The organism is Halomonas heilongjiangensis (assembly GCF_002879645.1).
Taxonomy (GTDB): Bacteria; Pseudomonadota; Gammaproteobacteria; order Pseudomonadales; family Halomonadaceae; genus Halomonas; species Halomonas heilongjiangensis.
In genome coordinates this window covers 31,122-48,325 of the sequence record NZ_PNRE01000031.1, presented here as the reverse complement: position 1 = coordinate 48,325, position 17,204 = coordinate 31,122, and the positions used below count along the sequence as shown (strand labels likewise).

Here is a 17,204-nt window from a genome sequence, read left to right as displayed (position 1 = left end):
GAGGCCGTGGCCCGCGCGAGGTGCGTCGTCGCCGAGGCCGAGATCGCGCTCGTCTCGCGCGACCTCGGCTGGCCCGAGGAGGCGCTCGACACGGCGCGGGCGACGCTCGAGGCACACGGCGACCGGGTGAACGCCGCCCATGCGCGCTACCTCGAGGCCCGGCGCCTGCTGCTGATCGGGCGCCTGGACGAGGCGGAGCATGCGCTCGCCGAGCTCGACCATGCGCTCCTTCCGCCCGCCTTGAGCACGGCCCACGCGCTGGTGGTGGCGGGGATCGCGATACGCCGCCTGCGCACGGCGGCGGCACGCGCCGCGCTCGCTCGGGCCGAGCGCGCCGCCCGCCTCGCCGGGATCCCGGCGCTGACGGCGGAGGTCGAAAGCGCCGCCCGCGTGCTGGCCACGCCCGCGGCACGCCTGATCGCGCATGGCGAAGCGCGGCTCCTGTTGCTCGACGAGGTCGAAGCGCTGCTGGCATCGAAGGCCCTCGTCGTGGACGCCTGCCGCCATGTGGTGCGTGACGCCCGCACCGTGGTCTCGCTCGCCAGGCGCCCGGTGCTGTTCGCGCTGGTCCGCCTGCTGGGCGAAGCCTGGCCCGGCGACGTGCCGAGGGGCACGCTCATCGCCCGAGCCTTCCGCACCCGATTCGCCGATGAAACCCATCGTGCGCGGCTGCGCGTCGAAGTCGGGCGACTGCGCACGGCGCTCGGCACGCTGGCCGACGTGCGGGCGACGCCGCGAGGCTTCACCCTGGTGCCGCACGGCACCGGCGAGGTCGTGGTGCTGGCGCGGCCGATCGAAGAGCCGCATGCCGCGGTGCTCGCCCTGCTCGACGACGGCGAGACCTGGTCGAGTTCGGCCCTGGCGCTGGCGCTGGGCGCCAGCCAGCGCACCGTGCAGCGGGCCCTCGACGCGCTGGCGGCGGCGGGCAAGGTGCAGTCGTTGGGTCGCGGGCGAGCGCGGCGCTGGATGACCCCGCCCGTGCCGGGATTCACGACAACCTTGTTACTCCCCGGTCCCTATCCGGGTAGCTAGGCTGGAGTCACCTACCAAGCCACCAGGACGTAACCATGAATCGCTCAGCCGCCCAGATCCTTCGCGAATATGGCCCCTTTCCCGGCATCGACAACGTGCATGGCGTCACCTACGACGGCCGGCACGTCTGGCTTGCCACCGGCGACACGCTGACCGCCCTCGACCCGGCGAACGGCGAGACGCGGCGCTCGATCGAGGTCGCCGCCCACGCCGGCACCGCCTTCGACGGGGAGCACCTGTTCCAGATCGCCGAGGATCGTATCCAGAAGATCGACCCGGACACCGGCGCCGTGCTCACCACCATCCCGGCGCCCCCCGGCGGTAACTCGGGGCTCGCCTGGGCCGAAGGGTCGCTGTGGGTGGGGCAGTATCCGGACCGGCGTATCCAGCAGATCGATCCCCGGTCAGGAGAAATCCTGCGCACCCTCGAGTCCAACCGCTTCGTCACCGGGGTCACCTGGGTCGACGGCGAGCTCTGGCACGGCACCTGGGAAGAGGACGCGAGCGAGTTGCGGCGCATCGATCCGAACACCGGAGAGGTCCTGGAGAGTCTCGAGATGCCGCCCGGCGTGGGCGTGTCGGGGCTCGAGTCCGATGGCGGCGAGCGCTTCTTCTGCGGCGGCGGGAACAGCGGAACGGTGAGAACCGTGCGGAGGCCCAAGTGAGGTGAAGCGGCGAGCTATAGTGATTTCTGGTGTACGGGAGGAGGTAGGAAGAGTGGCGTATCCTGTTGATTGATCACGACCAAGATCTCAATCAACGCGAGCGGATACGCCATGACCGATTCTATCCTCCAGGCTCTTTCACAACCAGAACCCCATGTCGCTGACCCGCTGCACGAGCTGCTGCGCCGAGGTGCCAGCGACCTGATCGCCAAGGCCGTCGAGGCTGAGCTGTCCACCTTTCTGGCGCAGTATGCCGATCAGCACCTCGAGGATGGACGGCAGGCCGTCGTCCGCAACGGCTACCTGCCAGAACGCACTGTGCAGACCGGCATCGGCGATGTCCGTGTGCAAGTGCCCAAGGTGCGGGACCGCAGGGGCGCCGGTGTTCGCTTCAACAGCAGTCTGCTGCCGCCCTACCTGAAGCAGGTCCGTAGCGTCGAGGAGCTGATCCCCTGGCGCTACCTCAAGGGCGTCTCCACCGGCGACTACCAGGAGGCGCTGTCGGCCCGGCTCGGCGACTAGGCCTAGGGGCTCTCGGCCAACACGGTGTCGCGGCTGAAGGCCCAGTAGAGCGACGAGCACAAGACATGGAGCCGCCGTGATCTGTCGGACCTTCCGGGCGGCCTGGCGTCAAGCTCAACCCTGCATCATCCCGGCGACGGCTATCTACGAGCCCGACTGGCGCTACGGCCGGGCGATCCCCACTCGGATCAACCGCCGCGACGGCGAGCCGATGAGCCTGGCCGGCTTGCGGGAGCGCTGGACCAGTCCCACCGGCGAGGTGGTGCACAGCTATACGATGCTGACCATCAACGCCGACGACCACCCGCTGATGCGCGACTACCACCGGACCGGGGCCGAGAAACGTATGGTGGTGATCCTGCCCCATGGCCTGATCCACGACTGGCTGGCGACACCGGCATCTGCCAGCATGGAGTTCATGCGGCAGTACCCAGCTGAGAGGTTGTATGCGGAGCCGTGGTACCCAGAAGTGGGGAGCGACTGAGAGTCAATCATCATCAGGATTCACCCACGAGTGGTTGCTAAATACATCCTCCAACTTATCTAAGGCACGACGGCGAATATAGTATTTTAAAAAGATTTCCTGTTTTTCCCCACAAGAGCCCTTTCGGTAGATTGGCTTGTTTCCACAAGCCACAGCTTCCCACTCATTCGACCCTCGCTCAATCCCTGCTTTCGTCAAGGCTCTTGTAAAACCACTCTCTGTCAGACTTTGACCTGTATCCACTCCATTGATTTCTATCTTATAGAAGAAAGTCCAATCGCCGCTGTTCTTCTTATATCCTATCTCATCAGAAGAACAGCGTAGGCCATCATAACTCACCCCGCATTCAAGCATAATCCTTCCGATTTCAAACAGCATTCCAATTTCCTCATCCTCCGGAGAAGACAGTACCTTTCTATCACACAGGCGAACAAATGACTCTCCGTCATACTCAATATAGGCATACAAAGGGGAAAGGTCGTAAGCATCATCCTCCACCACCCCAGAGTAGCGCCCGCCCCCATTTTTGGGAGCGAGCATACATGCATCAGAAAGGTATTATCGCCGAGTGTGAGGGTGTGACTCAGGCAAGTTAAATTCGGTGAAGTCCGTATCCGTTTTTTGCTTCGTATAGTTCAAGAGGTTATGCATCTGCTCGATAAGGTCCGCGATTAACGACGCATGGTGGTAAACCACGGATATATCATCATTTTGCAGCGCTGCCTGCAACTCAGAAAATGCCCTAGCGTATGACTCCGAGAGAACCTCCGCCGCCTCAAGGACTTGGCTAGCCGGCCCTTTCTTGATCTTCACCTTGGCATAGGTCTTGATGAGCTTCTGCAACAGCTTCGTATCGGTAGCGGACTGACCATCTTTTAAAGATATGTCTAGTACATCATCGCTTTTCAGGAGCTTCGAATCCAGGTTTGCAGGTATGCGCCACATATCAGAGAAGACCAAGGCCGTGGCACGCATGCAGCGCATTCCGCTAGCCCGGCTCTTATGACCTGATATCTCTTCCTTGACTAGTGCCACGTAAGCCTTTGCAAGGAGATTGACATGCGGATTGACCTTGGCGATGTCCTTGGACGCGCCTACCACGCAGGGTTCGTCATTCAGATAGGCGCGCAGGGTCTGGATGAGATTTGACCTTTGCTTCTCAGACTCCACCCACTCTTGAGTCCTCGGACGCTCAGGGCGAACGTTACAGCACACCGTCTTTGTGTAACCCATAAATAACATCCTTGTGATTATAACTAGGGAGATTTTCGGTTGGCAGGTATACAGGGTCACAGCCAACCCCGTCAGAGTAGCCCAGTCCATTTGGAATTACTTCTAAGACATTGCCGGTGCTTCATGTAGGTAATTGACGACTACGAGGCCCTGCAGATGCGCTTCGATGACGAGATCACCGCCCGCCTCGCCGAGGTCAACATGCCCCAGCGCCCACTACGCCCCTGCCGAGCCCCCGCTTGTCCGGGCAACAGCCAATAAAGGACACCCAGTGCACCGGGAAGCGCCTCTCGCTGAGGGTGACGGGATTGTAGCCCCGGCTCCGGCCGGGGCTACTCCCCACTGAGCAGGCCGACTCTTCATTGCAAAGCCTCAGCCCTATTCATCTCTTTTAGCGCTCGGGCTTGAGGTTTGGCGTGTAACTCCATGGAACTTCATACCAAGACGGGTGGGAAACCTTATTCAGCTTTTTCGATAGATCAGGCCACCACTATATGAGCCTCAAGGCAGTATCCCAGCCGGTTTGTGGTAACCGGCCGGATACAGTCATCCCACTGTTGACGCATATCGGGCAGACACTGGGTGGGGCGAGTACCCCGCCCTGGTCAAAAAATACTGGTCGGGGGCCAGCCAGGATTCCCTATTTCATCCTCACCCACAGAGGAGTCGACACCCGCCGCCACGGCAGACGGTACATCTACCTTGTTCAGGGGAACCTCGACGACATAGTTCTTCTCAGGGTGTGCGCGGATCTCCTCCATGACGGCGTTCAGCTCGTTCAGGTTGCCGACCCTGTAGCCCGTACCGCCGACCACCTCGACCAATTTGCTGTACTGCCATACGGGCAGATCATTATAGGGATAGACGTCATTCAACAATGGGTCCGGATAATCCCGCTTGTGGTCTCCCTTCCGGAAGGGATTCGGGTTTACCAGCTTTTGCTCGATGCCATAGATACCGTTGGCCAGTACGAACACCACGGTATTCTGGCCATAGGCATGATGATCCGACACTGCCTGGCAGGTTTCGTGGAAGGCCCCGTCCCCCACCACCACCACGGCGCGCTTGTCCGGACAGGCACATTTCACCCCAGTGGCAGCGGCCACGGAGTAGCCAATGGAGAGCCAGGCCGCCTGGGCCACGAAGCCATTCTGAGCGGGGATCCGCACGCTTTGCGCCGCGATGAGCGGGAACCCGGCATCGACGACCAGGACGTCCTCCGGGCTCAGCCACTTGCCCAGGGCGCCGAAGAAGCTGTCGTACCCCAGCGGCACCGGGCCACCGGCCATCGCCTGAACGGGCGCAGCCTGTTGAATACGCAGGCCCACCAGATGACGTGTCGCGGCCTGGTGCTCCAGGGCCTGTATCAGTTTTTTCATGAAGGAGTCCAGGGCTACCCCCGGGTAGAAACCGGCACCGATGAACAGGCTGTCCTGGCAGGCCAACACCGTTCTGTCACCGCGGATGTTCTGGTTCCCCGTATCCTTCCCTATGGTATTGGCGCCCACACCGAGCAGGATGCCATCCGGGCCGATCAGGGTGTCGATCTCTTCCTTGGTGAGGGTATAGCAGCCTTCAAAATAGCGATGCCGCTCCGACAGCACGGACTTGCTCCAGGCACTGGTAACGAAATGGATGGGGTGCTCTGGGCTGGCCAGGGTCTGATTCAGGACGTCCATCAGGCGGGCAAAGGTGTCCTGCAAGCCATAGCGCTGCAATTCGATGCCCGCCCAGACGATAGCCTGCTTCGCCTCGACCAGCCTCTGCAGGGTGGCCGCCACGGCGTCATCGACCGCGCTGACCGTGACGATATCGCCCCGTCCGGAGCCGAGGTGGTCGACCGGCGCCCGGCAAGGGGCACGCCAGACGTCTTCGCAAATCTCCAGATAGCCGGGCCGGTGTTCCGTCAACATGGCGGTGAGCACCGAGTCTATCTGGTAGGTGGCCTGTCGGGCATTGGTGATGCGCTCCGCCGCAGCCGTGATGGGGCGGAACATGTTGATGTCGACGAACTGGTACCCCGTGGTATGGGAATACAGCAGCCCCGTGTGCTTCTCGATGCTGTCTTCCTTGTTGGTCGGCGCCCCGTTGATCAGCAGCACCGGTACCCGTTCGACGAAGGAGCCGGCAATGGCGTTCAGAATGCTGAAGGCGCCCACGCTGTACGTCACGTAGACGGCTGCGAACCCCTTCAGCCTGCCGTAAGCATCGGCGGCGTAACCAGCGCAGAGCTCGTTGGCGTTGCTCGAGATGCGTACCGGCGAGCGCTCGTCGGCCAGTATGGTATCGAGCAGGGGGGCAGTGTAATTACCCGCCACCCCGAACATCTGCTTCAGCCCCAGTTGCTCCAGCCTGAGCTTGAGATATTGGGCGACCGTAATATCCCGTTCCATCCCCGGCCCCCTTATGGTTTATCGAAGTAGCTAAGGTTGATCGCGCCCACCAGGCTTTCGGCATCCAGCACCGGCTCATGATATTCGCTGTCTTCACTACCACCTGGAACGAAGTCGGGATCGATATACTCCCTGATCATTTTCGTAACGCTCTGCTGGTATGACTCCTTGATGGCAGAGGAAGGCAACCGGAGGTGTTTCTTCTTGAACACCTCGCTGATGGGTGCCAGGTCAAAGCCCTTTTTCAGCACCCGATTGGCCGAACGTAGTGCGCCTTCCACCCAACCCTGGTAGTCGGAGAACGCCTCGCCGCAGACATAGATGTTCTCGATAGGCTCGCACAGGTATGCCATGACCTCCTGGTCATCGGCCCCCACCGCCCACTGGTGCACGCCAAAGCCGAACTCCTGGCTGGCGGTGACATTAAATCGAGTTGTACCGTCCCAGATTCGGGCACTGGTCAAGATGGGCTGGGGTACGTCTTGAGTATCGAAAAGCGCCTTGAAGTAATGGGTGGCGCGCTCCACGACGGCTTTCGAGGCCGCAAATAGTGTTTGGGGATCGTGCTTCGTACACTCACGCTGCAGCGGCGAATCGAACAGTTCTCCCTGGTTCTGCAGCGTCTCCCAGAAATTGATATTCAAGTAATCACAGTAAATGGTCAGCGCCGCCGGCCTGTCATACTTGGACTGCACGATATTGTCCAATTTTTCTTGGACGTCAGGCGAGGGTGTCGTGCCGCTGGTTTTCAACCACTCCTCATATTCCAAGGCGGCGAGGCTAGCCTCGTCGATGGCATAGAAGGGATAGACCGACCCCAGAGGAGAATCCGAGAAGTTGGGACCGAACGCCACCTTGGCCCGGCTGCTCGTCTTGCCATTCCCCCACCAAGCTTTGTCGTAGTAAAGGTTGATCTTGAGTAAGGGCTGGTTGGTGGTCGTCTGCAGGGTGTTCCACAGCTTCTCCGAGTCCTCCGGCTTCAAATCGTTCAGCAGATTGGAACCGATAAACAGCTTTTCCAGGGCCAGGCGCGGAAGGCCCAGGACGACCTTCTCGGCCGTCAGCTCGCCGTAGTGGACCCGATGATGCTCATCCATGGTCTGGTATTTCACCCGGTAGCCCTTGCGCTTCCCTGGCTCCGCCTCGTGGATGCTCAGCAGCTGAGTCTTGAGATGGATACGCTCCTTGTGCTCCTTGCAGATCCGATCGACCAGGGCATTGGGCAGCGTGCTGAAGCCGTTCTCCAGGGTGCGAAACCCAGGGTCGGCGGGAAACTCTTCCAGCAGCTGGAAGGCGACGCCTGCGTTCATGCTGGAAAGGAAGGTGCCGTTGAAGCCCGCAGCACGGTACAGCATGTCGATGCACTCGTCGGAATGCCCCATGGCACTGAACAGGTTCCATAGGGTCCAATCCTTCATCTTGATGCCCTTCCACTGACACTCCAGGCGGAACTTCTGCCAAAATTCGGGGCCCCGCTTTTCCGGACGTTCCGTGAACTGCGGGTTGTTATCCAAGATGCAGTTGAAGACACCATTGATAATGGCATTCGGGCTCTTTCCCTTCTCCGTCGGTTGCAGTTTGTACAACTCGGACCAGATGGCGAAATTATTCGCGGCCGCCTGGGTGTTGTTAAAGCTCTTGTTGCGGAAGAGCAGACGATTGTTGCCACCACTGTTCATGGGGAAGGGGACGATCTGATCATCGATTTTCAGCATCATGAGAAGACTCATCAGATTATCCATCTCATCGAAGGTGAAGCGCATGCCACCTTCCTCTTCCTTCACCCGATCCTCTCCGATCTTCACGACATCCGAATTGAGCCGCCCCCCCGTACGGCCGGACTTTTCGATAATGGTAACGTTCGCGTCGGGTTTGTCCTCGATGATGCGCCATGCCGTGTACAAGCCTGCCATGCCGGCACCGACCACCAGGGTGTCCGTGTGTTTCGGCAGCGGATTGCCGTGATGCAGGTCCTTCAGGGTGTAATGAGCCATTGTATATCTCCTTAATCGATTGTTGCGATTGTGTTTTACTCTTCGGCATCACTGCCCGAAAGAGGAACTATCTCAACCCCTTTTAAGTTGCCCAATGCCGTGCATATACTTACATCCAGACCACTTGCAAGAGCGTAGAAGGCCAGTGGAAGAAACCATAGCCCCTATCGACACCTCCTTTACGCTCGAATAGAAAAACGAGATCCATCTTCTGCAATCGCGAAGACGTCGCCGTGAATTTCGGATCTCTGTCTAATTGAATCTATTGCCTCTTGAGAAACTTCGAACACCCCCGCCACTGTCCTCAAGCCATCATAGACAAACGGTTCCCCAAGCCTATTGAAACGGCATCCGGCACGTCTCAGGATCCGCTCCACGAACAGGTCATAAACCGAAACCACATTGACTACGGCCGCCTTCAGCGCGATTTCAAACAGCCCTACCAGCAGTTCGCCGGTAACAGTGTTCACCCCGGTTGACATGTAGTGATTGGCCGCGGCAGTGTCTACACAGAACCTGGAACTTTCCAATATCAAGGGATGCCGAATGATTCGTGCCCCTGTCATGGTTTCCGGGAACACGTCGGACAGCATATGAGGGCCGGTAGTAGGTAACAAGCGTAGCGATGCCAAGAGTTGTCCGCTCGGCGCGACGGACAGTACATAGAGCGGGTTCATAGCATCGAACCGATCGATCTCTTTGTTATCTCTAACTTCAACAGACCAGCCGCGACGCTCAAAAAACGATTGAGCTCGCAAAATATACATCTGGTCTAGAAGATCACTTCGGGTGCGTCGAAGATTATCAGCATAGTCGAATACTATCATCTGCCCATCCTCTTCGGAGATGGGTGAAAGTTATTTCGGTTTATGAGTGATAGCAATACTCAAGAAATTGAGTATTGACTAATTCAGAATCCCTATTCGTATCGCTGTGGCGACGGCCTGAGGCTTGGTGGTGGCTGACAATTTGACTGCTGCGTTTCTCAGGTAGAAGTTCGCGGTGTTCTCGGTGATCCCCAATATTTTGGCCGTTTCCCACGCTGTCTTTCCCTCTGCCGCCCACATGATAACGGATTTCTCTCGCTCGGAAAGCGTCACACTTGGGGCAACCTGGGCTATCCCCCGCACTTCAAGGATTCTGAGATGGAACATGTAAGCGAAGAGTGCCAGGTCGCCTAGATGGGTCGCTTTGAAGCACTCCCAGTCCTTACTTGGCAGACTACTGTTGACGGAGAACATGGCCCTTTCGCCATGGGCACCTCGAATTGGAAATGACACCCCCTGACGGCTCACGCCAAACTCTCTGGCTACGCTGAAAAACTCTTTAAGCTTCCTTGCGGTGTATGGCTGCGAATTCCAGTCGAATGGCAAAATGCCCGACAATCCCTGGATAATTGCAGGGTCAATGCGATGATACCGCTTGTTGAAATAGTATCTCGCCCACTCCGAAGAGTATGTTGTCACGTCCAAGGGTTTGTTGGCGCCTTCTCCAGGCAATGAGACGCCGAGATAAGCAAAGTTTGTCACCTCATCGCGTGAGGTCAACGACTTCAAGAAACTGCGAGCCTCATCAAGAGCCTTGAATGATGGCGGGTTCTCAAGGCGCATCGTAGACCTCCCATCCTGTTTGGTCACACCTTATGAAAATGGTTTAGCCTGCTCGCAACGTTCCTTTCGGGCACTCAGTCGTCGATGTCATTCTAGCAGACGACTGTTGAGATGGTCGGCGGACCACCACTCTACCGGCTCGGAAGCCGTGAGGATCATCTGCGACCCGAGCCTCGGTCGTTTCCTTGACGGCATCGCACTCAGTGGGATTATCCACTACCTTTTTCCTGACATGCTGGACGTTTTGCTGCACGAATGCTGGATGTTTTCAAACCTTTCGGTCAAGCAGTTTTCAAGAATTATCATGACTCGTGATGAGGGCCACAAGGCCCTTGATCACACAAAGGAGAAAGTGATGCACGCTAAAGCAAGGTTACTGCCAGCGCTTCTGGCGCTTGGCTTGCTCCTCTTTCCCAGTGCCTGGGCCGAATCGCTGCCAACGGCCGAGCAGGAAAGCGCTGGCTTTATGGTGGCGAGCTGGACGGAGAACGCCTATTGAGCCTCTACACGGTGCGGCTGATGGCCTCCGATCACCTAGGAGACGGCATCGAGGCGCCGCTCTCGCCCTGCGAGTTACTGCTCGGCACGCCCGGCTACACCTTTGGCAGGCCATGGTCGATTAAGCGAGTTCACCCCCTGCCCAAACGTGCCCCCGGTCAGCGGCCGGGGGCTCCCTTTCAGAGTTCAGGAAGACATGGTCCATTTAGAGGAAGATGCCGCCCGGCGTGGGCGTGTCGGGGCTCGAGTCCGATGGCGGCGAGCGCTTCTTCTGCGGCGGCGGGAACAGCGGAACGGTGAGGGCCGTGCGCCGCCCCAGGTGAGGCTATGCGGCCGACGGCGGCTCCGGGCCCCGTCGGCCCCGCGAGCAAGTCGTCGACCTGGAGCACCGTGACAACTGGCGGCCCACTTCTGATGGTCCTTGATAAGCGTTAGTCTATGGGCCGACGGAGTGAGGCATGAGGGGTATGGCGTGAGCCAGGGAGTGGTGACCTATCAGGTGGCGGGAGCCGAGGCGGCGAGGCCCGAAGAACGTCGGTTGGCATCGAGCTCGCCATCGTTCCTGCGGCCGCTGCTGGGCAGGGCCCATCAGCGGCGGAGTTTGCTGGCGGCGGGGGTCAACTGGCAGCGGGTCCTGTTCATCGAGGTGGACGGCGAGGTGGCCGGCTACCTGCAGTTCTACCTGCGCGGCGAGGGGCCGCATCGTCTCTCCTTTGCCGACCTGCGCGCCGAGTTCGGGGCGAGCAAGGCGGCCTGGCGCTGGGCGCTCTACCGCCTGGTACAGCGGCGTTTCCGACGGTACGAAGCCTATCTCTATCGCATCATCATCGACGAGCGGTTTCGCTCCCTGGGCCTCGGCAGGCAGTTGCTGGAGCGCTGGCTGGCGCTGCTGGCCCGGCATGAGGTTCAGCAGGCGGACTTGGAGGTGTGGGGCAACAACCCCCGGGCCGAGGCCTTCTATGCCTCGCTGGGGTTCCAGGTGAGCCGGCGGCGCAGGCTGCCGCTGCGCGCGAGTTGGCTGCGCGATCGCGAGCTGACGCACATGATCAAGCGGTGGTAGCGCGGCCATGTCATCGGTGAACGGTTATGTCGATCGCGTGTGGGCCGAGGGGGTAGCCGGCTGGAGCCTGGCCCCCAGGGTGCTGGTGTCGGTCAATGGCACCGCGCTTGGCAGCGTACCCTGCACGAACAGGCGGCCCGATGTGCAGGCGGCGGGGCTGTCGGCCGATGGCGTCGTCGGCTTCCGCGCCCCGCTCTCGCTCGCCAGTGGGGATATCGTGCGGGTGACCACGCCACAGGGCCGGCCGCTGCGTCATAGCCCCTGGCTCTACCTGCCGCCGGAATCCGAGGGCTGGCTGCCGGTGTCGCTGGCCTCTCGCCACCCGGAATATGCCGAGATCGCGGTGCTCGCCGGTCAGCTGGCCTTGACGCGCTTCCGGCCGCTGTTTGGCCAGCCCGGCCAGGTGGCGGCGGTGAAGCTCGATGCCGGCGAAGGCCCGAGGGTGGCGTGTTTCGGCGTAGCGCCTCGCGATGCCGATCACCTTCAACACTTCCATGAGCGGGTGCTGACCCCCGCCGGCGTCGCCTGCCCGGCACTGCACCATCGGGTAGGGCTCGGCAAGCGACAGGCGCTGATCTTCGATTTCTTCCCGGGGCGACCGCTGGATCGGCTCGGCCCGGGCTGGGAGGCGTGGCTGCCGGCCGTGATGGATGAGCTGGCGCGCCTGCAGCGATTCGGCGAGCAGCATCGCCACCGCCTGCGGGCCCGTGCCGGCCGCAAGCGCCCCCTGCTCCACCGCCTGCTGCGCCGGGCCATGAGCGATGCCCTGCGCTGGAATCGCGCCCGCGGCGAGCGCCGCTTCCTGCTATGGCTGCTGGCCCGGCTGGTGCGCCTGCCGCGGGTGCTGTCGCACGGTGACCTGCATCGCGAGAACGCGCTGGTGGATACCGAGCGTGGCGACATCGCCCTGATCGACTGGGACCGCTGGGGCTACCTGCCCATCGGCTTCGATCTCGCCCTGCTGATGCGCGGCCTGCCGGGCGACACCGCCGAACGCCTTGCCGGTGGCAGCCCGGCCCAGCGCCTCGGCGTGGTGGGCTTCACCTACCTCTTCCAGCGTCTCGATCGACCGGGCCTGGTCGATTCCGAGGAGGGCCGAGCGCTGCGCCGGCGCTGCCGGGAGTTGGCCGGGGTCGAGTAGAAGTGTGGCAGCAATCCAATCAAGGCGCTTCGATCCCTCGCACGGAGTCGCGAGCCAGCCGCCGCTCGCGAAGAAAGACGTAGAGCCCCGAGGCGACGATGATCGACGTGCCGAGCCAGGTGACGGCATCGGGGAAATCGCCGAACAGCACGAAGCCGAGCACGGTGGCGCTGAAGATCTCCAGATACTGGAAGGGGGCGAGAATGCTCGCCGAAGCATGGCGTAACGCCAGTGCGATCAGGACGTGCCCCACCGTGGCGATCAAACCCAGCGCACCGAGCATGCCCAGTTCCCAGGCGGTGGGCCAGGCCGGCGCGATCACCTCGACGCCTGTCGCACCGCCCATCATCAGCACGGCCGAGAGCACCAGGGCGGCGAAGATGCCTGCCCAGAGCTGAATGGTCAGCACGTCCTCGTTTCCCGCTACCTGTCGCGTCAGCGTGAGGTAGCCAGCGAAGCAGATCGCCGTGCCCAGCGGTAGAACGGCGGCCCAGCCGAATGCCTCCCAGCTTGGCCGGATGACGATCATCGCCCCGAGCAGACCGACCGCCACCGCGACCAGTCGCCGTGCGCCTACCGATTCGCGCAGGAACAGGGCTGAAAAGAGAGTCAGGATCAGCGGTTCGACGAAAAAGATGGCAATGGCGTTGGCGATGGGCAGATAGCGCAGGGCCCAGAACAGCAGGACGATGGCGGTCGCGATGAGCGCCCCGCGGCAGGCGTGGACACCGAGCCGTGCACTGCGTACGGGGCGACCCGTCAAGAGGATGACCGGCAGCAGGAGCAGGGTCTGGAAGACGAACCGGCCCCAGGCGATCTGGGCCGGGGATACGGTGCCCGAGAGTAGCTTCGCGATGGCGTCGATCCCCGGAACGAGCAACATGGCGAAGGCCATGAGCAGCATGCCGATCTCGACGTCGGATCGCAGGCGTGCCTTCATGGGGTTGCCGGTTGCGCTCATGGGATCGCCTTGTTTTTCGCGAATGCGAAGCCGTTAGGACTATACCGTGGAATGCCGAAGTGTAGAAAATAGGCTGCGCCTCAGGCGTCACGGAAGACTCTTCTGAAGAGGGCCATCCCGGGCCAACGGCCAGGCGCGTGGCCAGCGAGGGTCAGTGCGACGCCCACGCCGATCAGCGTCGCCGCGGCGAGGTCTCGAGCGCCCGCCGCCTCGTCCAGGGCGACCACGCCAAGGCCCAGGGTCACCAGCGGAATCAGGGCCGGGAGGGTCGCGCCCGCGACCGGCCCGAGCAACTCCCTGGAGCGGTTGAAGGCGAAAACCGCGACGACGCTGACGAACACGCCCTGGAATACCGCCTGCATCACGATGTCGGGCATCGGGGCGACGGGCAGTTGCGTGGGCAGGGCCGCGACGTAGACCGGCAGGTAGAGGATGGCGGAGCCCACGGCGACGATGGCGGTGGCGTGCAGGGCCGGGATGCCGGCCCGGCGGACGACCAGCGCGTACCCCGCCCACATCACTCCGGTGAAGATCAGGATCAGATGGCCGACCGACGCCGTCTCCGCCCCTGGCACCCCCGCGAAGAAGGACGCACCGACCAGGATCGCCACGACCCCGGCGACCCGTGCGGGGCCGATCCTGTCGCCGCAGAGCCTCCAGCCCAACAGCACGGAGACGACCGCCATCACCCCGGGATTGAGGGAGCCGGCCGCCGATGCCGGCGCGGTTCCCAGGCCGAGCGAGATGAGCAGGATGTACGGTGCGCCGAAGCCGGCCACCATGGCCAGGAGCCCCCTCACACCCAGCCGCTCCAGGGCAAAACCGCGCCGGCAGATGACCGGCGCCAGGACCAACGCGGCGACGCCGACGCGAAGCGCGGTCAGGTCGTAGGCATTCAGGCTCGTCGTCACGCCGAGCCGCAGCATGACCAGCGACCCGGACCAGATGGCGATGGCGGTCGCGGCCCAGACAAGACCGAGCACGCGCCCTTTCGGTAACGGTGACATTGCCACTCCTTTCGGCTTCGTTTCCGATAGGAGCGTAGGCTTTGACCGATGTTGAGAAAAACGATATGTTCTCAGTCAATGAATCAGAAAACCTCAACCAACCGGCCGAGCGGCGATCCGCATCCCGCCATCCGGACGCTCAATCTAGACGCCGCCCGAACCTTCGTTGCGATCTGCGACACGGGGAGTTTTCGGCGCGCCGCGGCGCGCGTGAACCGCTCGCCCTCGGCGGTCAGTTTGCAGGTCGGCAAGTTGGAAGAGCAGCTCGGCGTCCGGCTGCTGCATCGCGATGCGCGCCGCGTCCGCCTGACCGACCAGGGAGAAGTGCTGCTCGGCTTCGCGCGGCGTCTGGTCGGGATCAGCGACGAGGCGATGGCGGTGTTCCACGGCTCACCGTTGTCCGGGAGCCTGCGTCTCGCCGCTCCCCATGACCTCGGTGTCTCTCTGGTGCCGGGGCTGCTCCGACGCCTGGCCGAAACGCATCCGCGGATTCGCGTGGACGTCCGGCTCGATTCCAGTGAAACGGTGCAACGTCTCTTCGTGGAGGGCGATGTCAATCTCGCCCTGTTCAACGAGGCAGGCTCACCGCTGGTTCCGGCACGGGATCTCTTTTCCGAAGCGCTCCGCTGGTTGATGCGGGACGGCGGCCGTGCCGTGGAGCAAGACCCGCTGCCGCTTGCCGTGGCCGAGATCGGCTGTGCCTGGCGCGACGCCGCCCTCGGCGCCTTGGAGGGAGTCGGGCGGGCCTATCGGGTTGCCTATTCCAGCGACACCTCGATGGGCCAGGTCGCCGCCCTGCGTGCGGATCTTGCGGTGGCGGCCCTGCCCGGCTCGCTTGCCGACCGCGATCTCGTCGAAGTGCCGGAACATTGGGGGCTGCCACCGTTGGGGCGGACCCATATCTATCTGGCCGATGACGGCAGCGATACGGCCAAGGCCTTCGCCGCGCTGATCACGCCCGATCTACGCTCTATCGCGCCAACTCCTCCCACCACCTGACTCAGCGCTTGTCGTACTCATCGTGGCGGCGCCACCAGACGCCCGCCGTCTCATTGCGCCCCCTGGGCGCGCGGTCAAGCCACTGGTACATGCCCCACAGGCCGTCCAGTCCGCGCGCATAGGTGGAATAGGCGTGGTAGACGACGCCGTCCTCGAGCGCGAATGCGCTCATGCCCGGCCTATCGCGCTGGAACGTGGCCGCGTCGGTTCCACACATGGCGGCGAACTGGTCCTCCGCCCCCTCGCTGCCTTCCTGGCCCGCGCGCCACTCAATCACCACCGGCTCGCGCTGGTAGTTGTATTCGATGCCCCCCTCACGCTGCTGCTGCTCGGAGAACCACACATTGAAGTCGCCGTTGAAGTCGCTGCCATGCGAGGATGCCCAGGGAAAGGTCCAGCCCAATCGCCGTTTGTATGCCTGCAACTTTTCGAGTGGCGCCCGCGACACCGCCCACAGCATCACATCGTGGTTGGCCAGGTGAACCGCAAAGCCGTTGAAGCCGTCCGCGATCGATGAGCAGGAGGGACAGCCCGCCTCGTAGTCGGGTCCGAACATGAAATGGTAAACGAGGAGCTGCGAACGCCCTTGGAAGAGATCCGCCAGCGAGGCACTCCCTTCATCGGTCTCGAACCGGTATTTCTTGTCGACCCGCACCCACGGCAGCTCCTGCCGCCACCGCGCCAGTTCGTCGCTGCGCCGCGTGAGATCCTTCTCGGCCTTGAGCAGTTCGAGCCGGGCGGCCAGCCACTCTTCGCGTGTTCCGGTCTTGTGTGTCGTCATCGTCTTGCCCTCCCACCGTCAGATATCGAGGTCATGGGACAAACGTAGTGCCGGATGACCGAACGGTGGGAGTAACAAGTGTGACGGGATTCCGATGGGCTTACCGATCACTGCAGAAAGTCGGCGCACTGGCCAAGAACTGGCAACGCCTGATCGGCAATAACGGAAGCCATCGGGATGCCGAGGGTGTGTCAGCGCACCGACACCGATCGCAGGCAACGCTATCTTGAACCAACCCCGCTTCTCGATGACTCCATGGCGAGGTTCGGGCGGCGATATCCGCCATCCACAGGAGCAGGGTTCATGAACAAGCACCATGCCGACGGTAAAAGGAATGAGGAGTACCAGACGAAATGAAATACAACCCGATGGACATGATGGTCGCATGGATGAAGGTCGCATCTTCCTACAACATGATGATGCTTTCTGCCGCTGAGGTGATCGCCCGTCGCACCATGATGATGGCCAGCGGCGCCATGACCGGCCCCGAAGCCATGGGCATGGTGATGGAGAAGGCGACGATTTACGCCACAGCGGCCGAGCGAGCAGCAGTGGCGGCGGCCAAAGGTGCCGACCCCGCGCGAATCACCGCGGCGGCGCTGAAGCCATACAGCACCAAGACGCAATCCAACGTCCGCAAGCTGCGCAGCTGAACGGAGCCACCTCCTCCCGCGGCGATCGCGGCCGAGGAGGCCCTCAAGGCAATACCGCCACCCGGTGTGATCCGCAAGTGGCGGTTTTTAAACTATTATCCTGTCCAAGTATCAGAATGCGAACCTACCGCCCTTGCCTCTCGCAAGAGCGAAACTGCAAGCACTACTGCC

The 17,204-nt window shown here is 61.9% G+C and carries 17 protein-coding genes and 1 pseudogene; 9 read left to right on the top strand and 9 right to left on the bottom strand.

Going from position 1 to position 17,204, the window contains the following annotated elements:
• From C1H66_RS06720 to C1H66_RS06705, 4 genes and pseudogenes are all read left to right on the top strand, one after another.
• Positions 1-1,032 (top strand): helix-turn-helix domain-containing protein (locus tag C1H66_RS06720; protein WP_102627130.1); only part of this gene is annotated, 1,032 nt, incomplete at its 5' end.
• A 35-nt stretch (positions 1,033-1,067) separates the two neighbouring features.
• Positions 1,068-1,697, top strand: a complete 630-nt coding sequence (locus C1H66_RS06715; RefSeq protein WP_102627129.1) for a Vgb family protein — start codon at positions 1,068-1,070, stop codon at positions 1,695-1,697.
• Between the two features lie 111 nt (positions 1,698-1,808).
• Positions 1,809-2,264, top strand: a pseudogene (locus C1H66_RS06710) (transposase); the annotation flags it as partial.
• A gap of 31 nt (positions 2,265-2,295) precedes the next feature.
• Positions 2,296-2,703 (top strand): SOS response-associated peptidase family protein, encoded by a 408-nt coding sequence (locus tag C1H66_RS06705; RefSeq protein ID WP_102627128.1) that lies wholly within the window; start codon positions 2,296-2,298, stop codon positions 2,701-2,703.
• A 3-nt stretch (positions 2,704-2,706) separates the two neighbouring features.
• Here the strand turns inward: C1H66_RS06705 and C1H66_RS22565 are convergent, their stop codons facing one another.
• The 6 genes from C1H66_RS22565 to C1H66_RS06680 all read right to left on the bottom strand — a co-directional run bounded on the left by C1H66_RS22565 (position 2,707) and on the right by C1H66_RS06680 (position 9,933).
• Positions 2,707-3,243 (bottom strand): DUF6710 family protein, encoded by a 537-nt coding sequence (locus C1H66_RS22565; protein WP_146010692.1) that lies wholly within the window; start codon positions 3,241-3,243, stop codon positions 2,707-2,709.
• An 18-nt stretch (positions 3,244-3,261) separates the two neighbouring features.
• Positions 3,262-3,936: a hypothetical protein gene (locus tag C1H66_RS22560; protein WP_146010691.1), complete on the bottom strand. Its 675-nt coding sequence runs from the start codon at positions 3,934-3,936 to the stop codon at positions 3,262-3,264.
• 605 nt (positions 3,937-4,541) lie between these two features.
• The gene (locus C1H66_RS06695) at positions 4,542-6,329 is read right to left on the bottom strand and encodes an alpha-keto acid decarboxylase family protein (RefSeq protein ID WP_102627126.1); all 1,788 of its coding nucleotides are present in this window, start codon (positions 6,327-6,329) and stop codon (positions 4,542-4,544) included.
• An 11-nt stretch (positions 6,330-6,340) separates the two neighbouring features.
• Entirely contained in the window at positions 6,341-8,323 is a 1,983-nt protein-coding gene (locus tag C1H66_RS06690; RefSeq protein ID WP_102627125.1) for a flavin monoamine oxidase family protein, read from the bottom strand.
• 179 nt (positions 8,324-8,502) lie between these two features.
• The gene (locus tag C1H66_RS06685) at positions 8,503-9,150 is read right to left on the bottom strand and encodes an acyl-homoserine-lactone synthase (protein ID WP_102627124.1); all 648 of its coding nucleotides are present in this window, start codon (positions 9,148-9,150) and stop codon (positions 8,503-8,505) included.
• Positions 9,151-9,228: 78 nt separating this feature from the next.
• Positions 9,229-9,933, bottom strand: a complete 705-nt coding sequence (locus tag C1H66_RS06680; protein WP_102627123.1) for a LuxR family transcriptional regulator — start codon at positions 9,931-9,933, stop codon at positions 9,229-9,231.
• A 148-nt stretch (positions 9,934-10,081) separates the two neighbouring features.
• Between C1H66_RS06680 and C1H66_RS06675 the strand changes: the two genes are divergently transcribed.
• The 3 genes from C1H66_RS06675 (at position 10,082) to C1H66_RS06660 (ending at position 12,632) form a co-directional block, all read left to right on the top strand.
• On the top strand, positions 10,082-10,432 hold the full coding sequence (locus C1H66_RS06675; protein WP_110286051.1) for a hypothetical protein: 351 nt from the start codon (positions 10,082-10,084) through the stop codon (positions 10,430-10,432).
• Between the two features lie 471 nt (positions 10,433-10,903).
• The gene (locus C1H66_RS06665; RefSeq protein WP_170064110.1) at positions 10,904-11,491 is read left to right on the top strand and encodes a GNAT family N-acetyltransferase; all 588 of its coding nucleotides are present in this window, start codon (positions 10,904-10,906) and stop codon (positions 11,489-11,491) included.
• 7 nt (positions 11,492-11,498) lie between these two features.
• Positions 11,499-12,632: an aminoglycoside phosphotransferase family protein gene (locus C1H66_RS06660; protein ID WP_102627120.1), complete on the top strand. Its 1,134-nt coding sequence runs from the start codon at positions 11,499-11,501 to the stop codon at positions 12,630-12,632.
• Between the two features lie 19 nt (positions 12,633-12,651).
• Here the strand turns inward: C1H66_RS06660 and C1H66_RS06655 are convergent, their stop codons facing one another.
• Both C1H66_RS06655 and C1H66_RS06650 read right to left on the bottom strand, forming a co-directional pair.
• Entirely contained in the window at positions 12,652-13,593 is a 942-nt protein-coding gene (locus C1H66_RS06655) for a DMT family transporter (RefSeq protein ID WP_102627119.1), read from the bottom strand.
• Positions 13,594-13,673: 80 nt separating this feature from the next.
• Positions 13,674-14,600 carry a DMT family transporter gene (locus C1H66_RS06650; protein WP_102627118.1) on the bottom strand — a complete coding sequence of 309 codons (927 nt, stop codon included), beginning with the start codon at positions 14,598-14,600 and terminating at the stop codon, positions 13,674-13,676.
• A 78-nt stretch (positions 14,601-14,678) separates the two neighbouring features.
• Between C1H66_RS06650 and C1H66_RS06645 the strand changes: the two genes are divergently transcribed.
• Positions 14,679-15,599 carry a LysR family transcriptional regulator gene (locus tag C1H66_RS06645; RefSeq protein ID WP_102627117.1) on the top strand — a complete coding sequence of 307 codons (921 nt, stop codon included), beginning with the start codon at positions 14,679-14,681 and terminating at the stop codon, positions 15,597-15,599.
• 1 nt (position 15,600) lies between these two features.
• Here C1H66_RS06645 and C1H66_RS06640 read toward each other — a convergent pair whose 3' ends face one another.
• Entirely contained in the window at positions 15,601-16,380 is a 780-nt protein-coding gene (locus C1H66_RS06640; RefSeq protein ID WP_102627116.1) for a DUF899 domain-containing protein, read from the bottom strand.
• 353 nt (positions 16,381-16,733) lie between these two features.
• Here C1H66_RS06640 and C1H66_RS06635 point away from each other — a divergent pair, with 353 nt between their 5' ends.
• Positions 16,734-17,033 carry a hypothetical protein gene (locus tag C1H66_RS06635; RefSeq protein ID WP_205738633.1) on the top strand — a complete coding sequence of 100 codons (300 nt, stop codon included), beginning with the start codon at positions 16,734-16,736 and terminating at the stop codon, positions 17,031-17,033.
• The last annotated feature ends 171 nt before the right edge of the window (positions 17,034-17,204 follow it).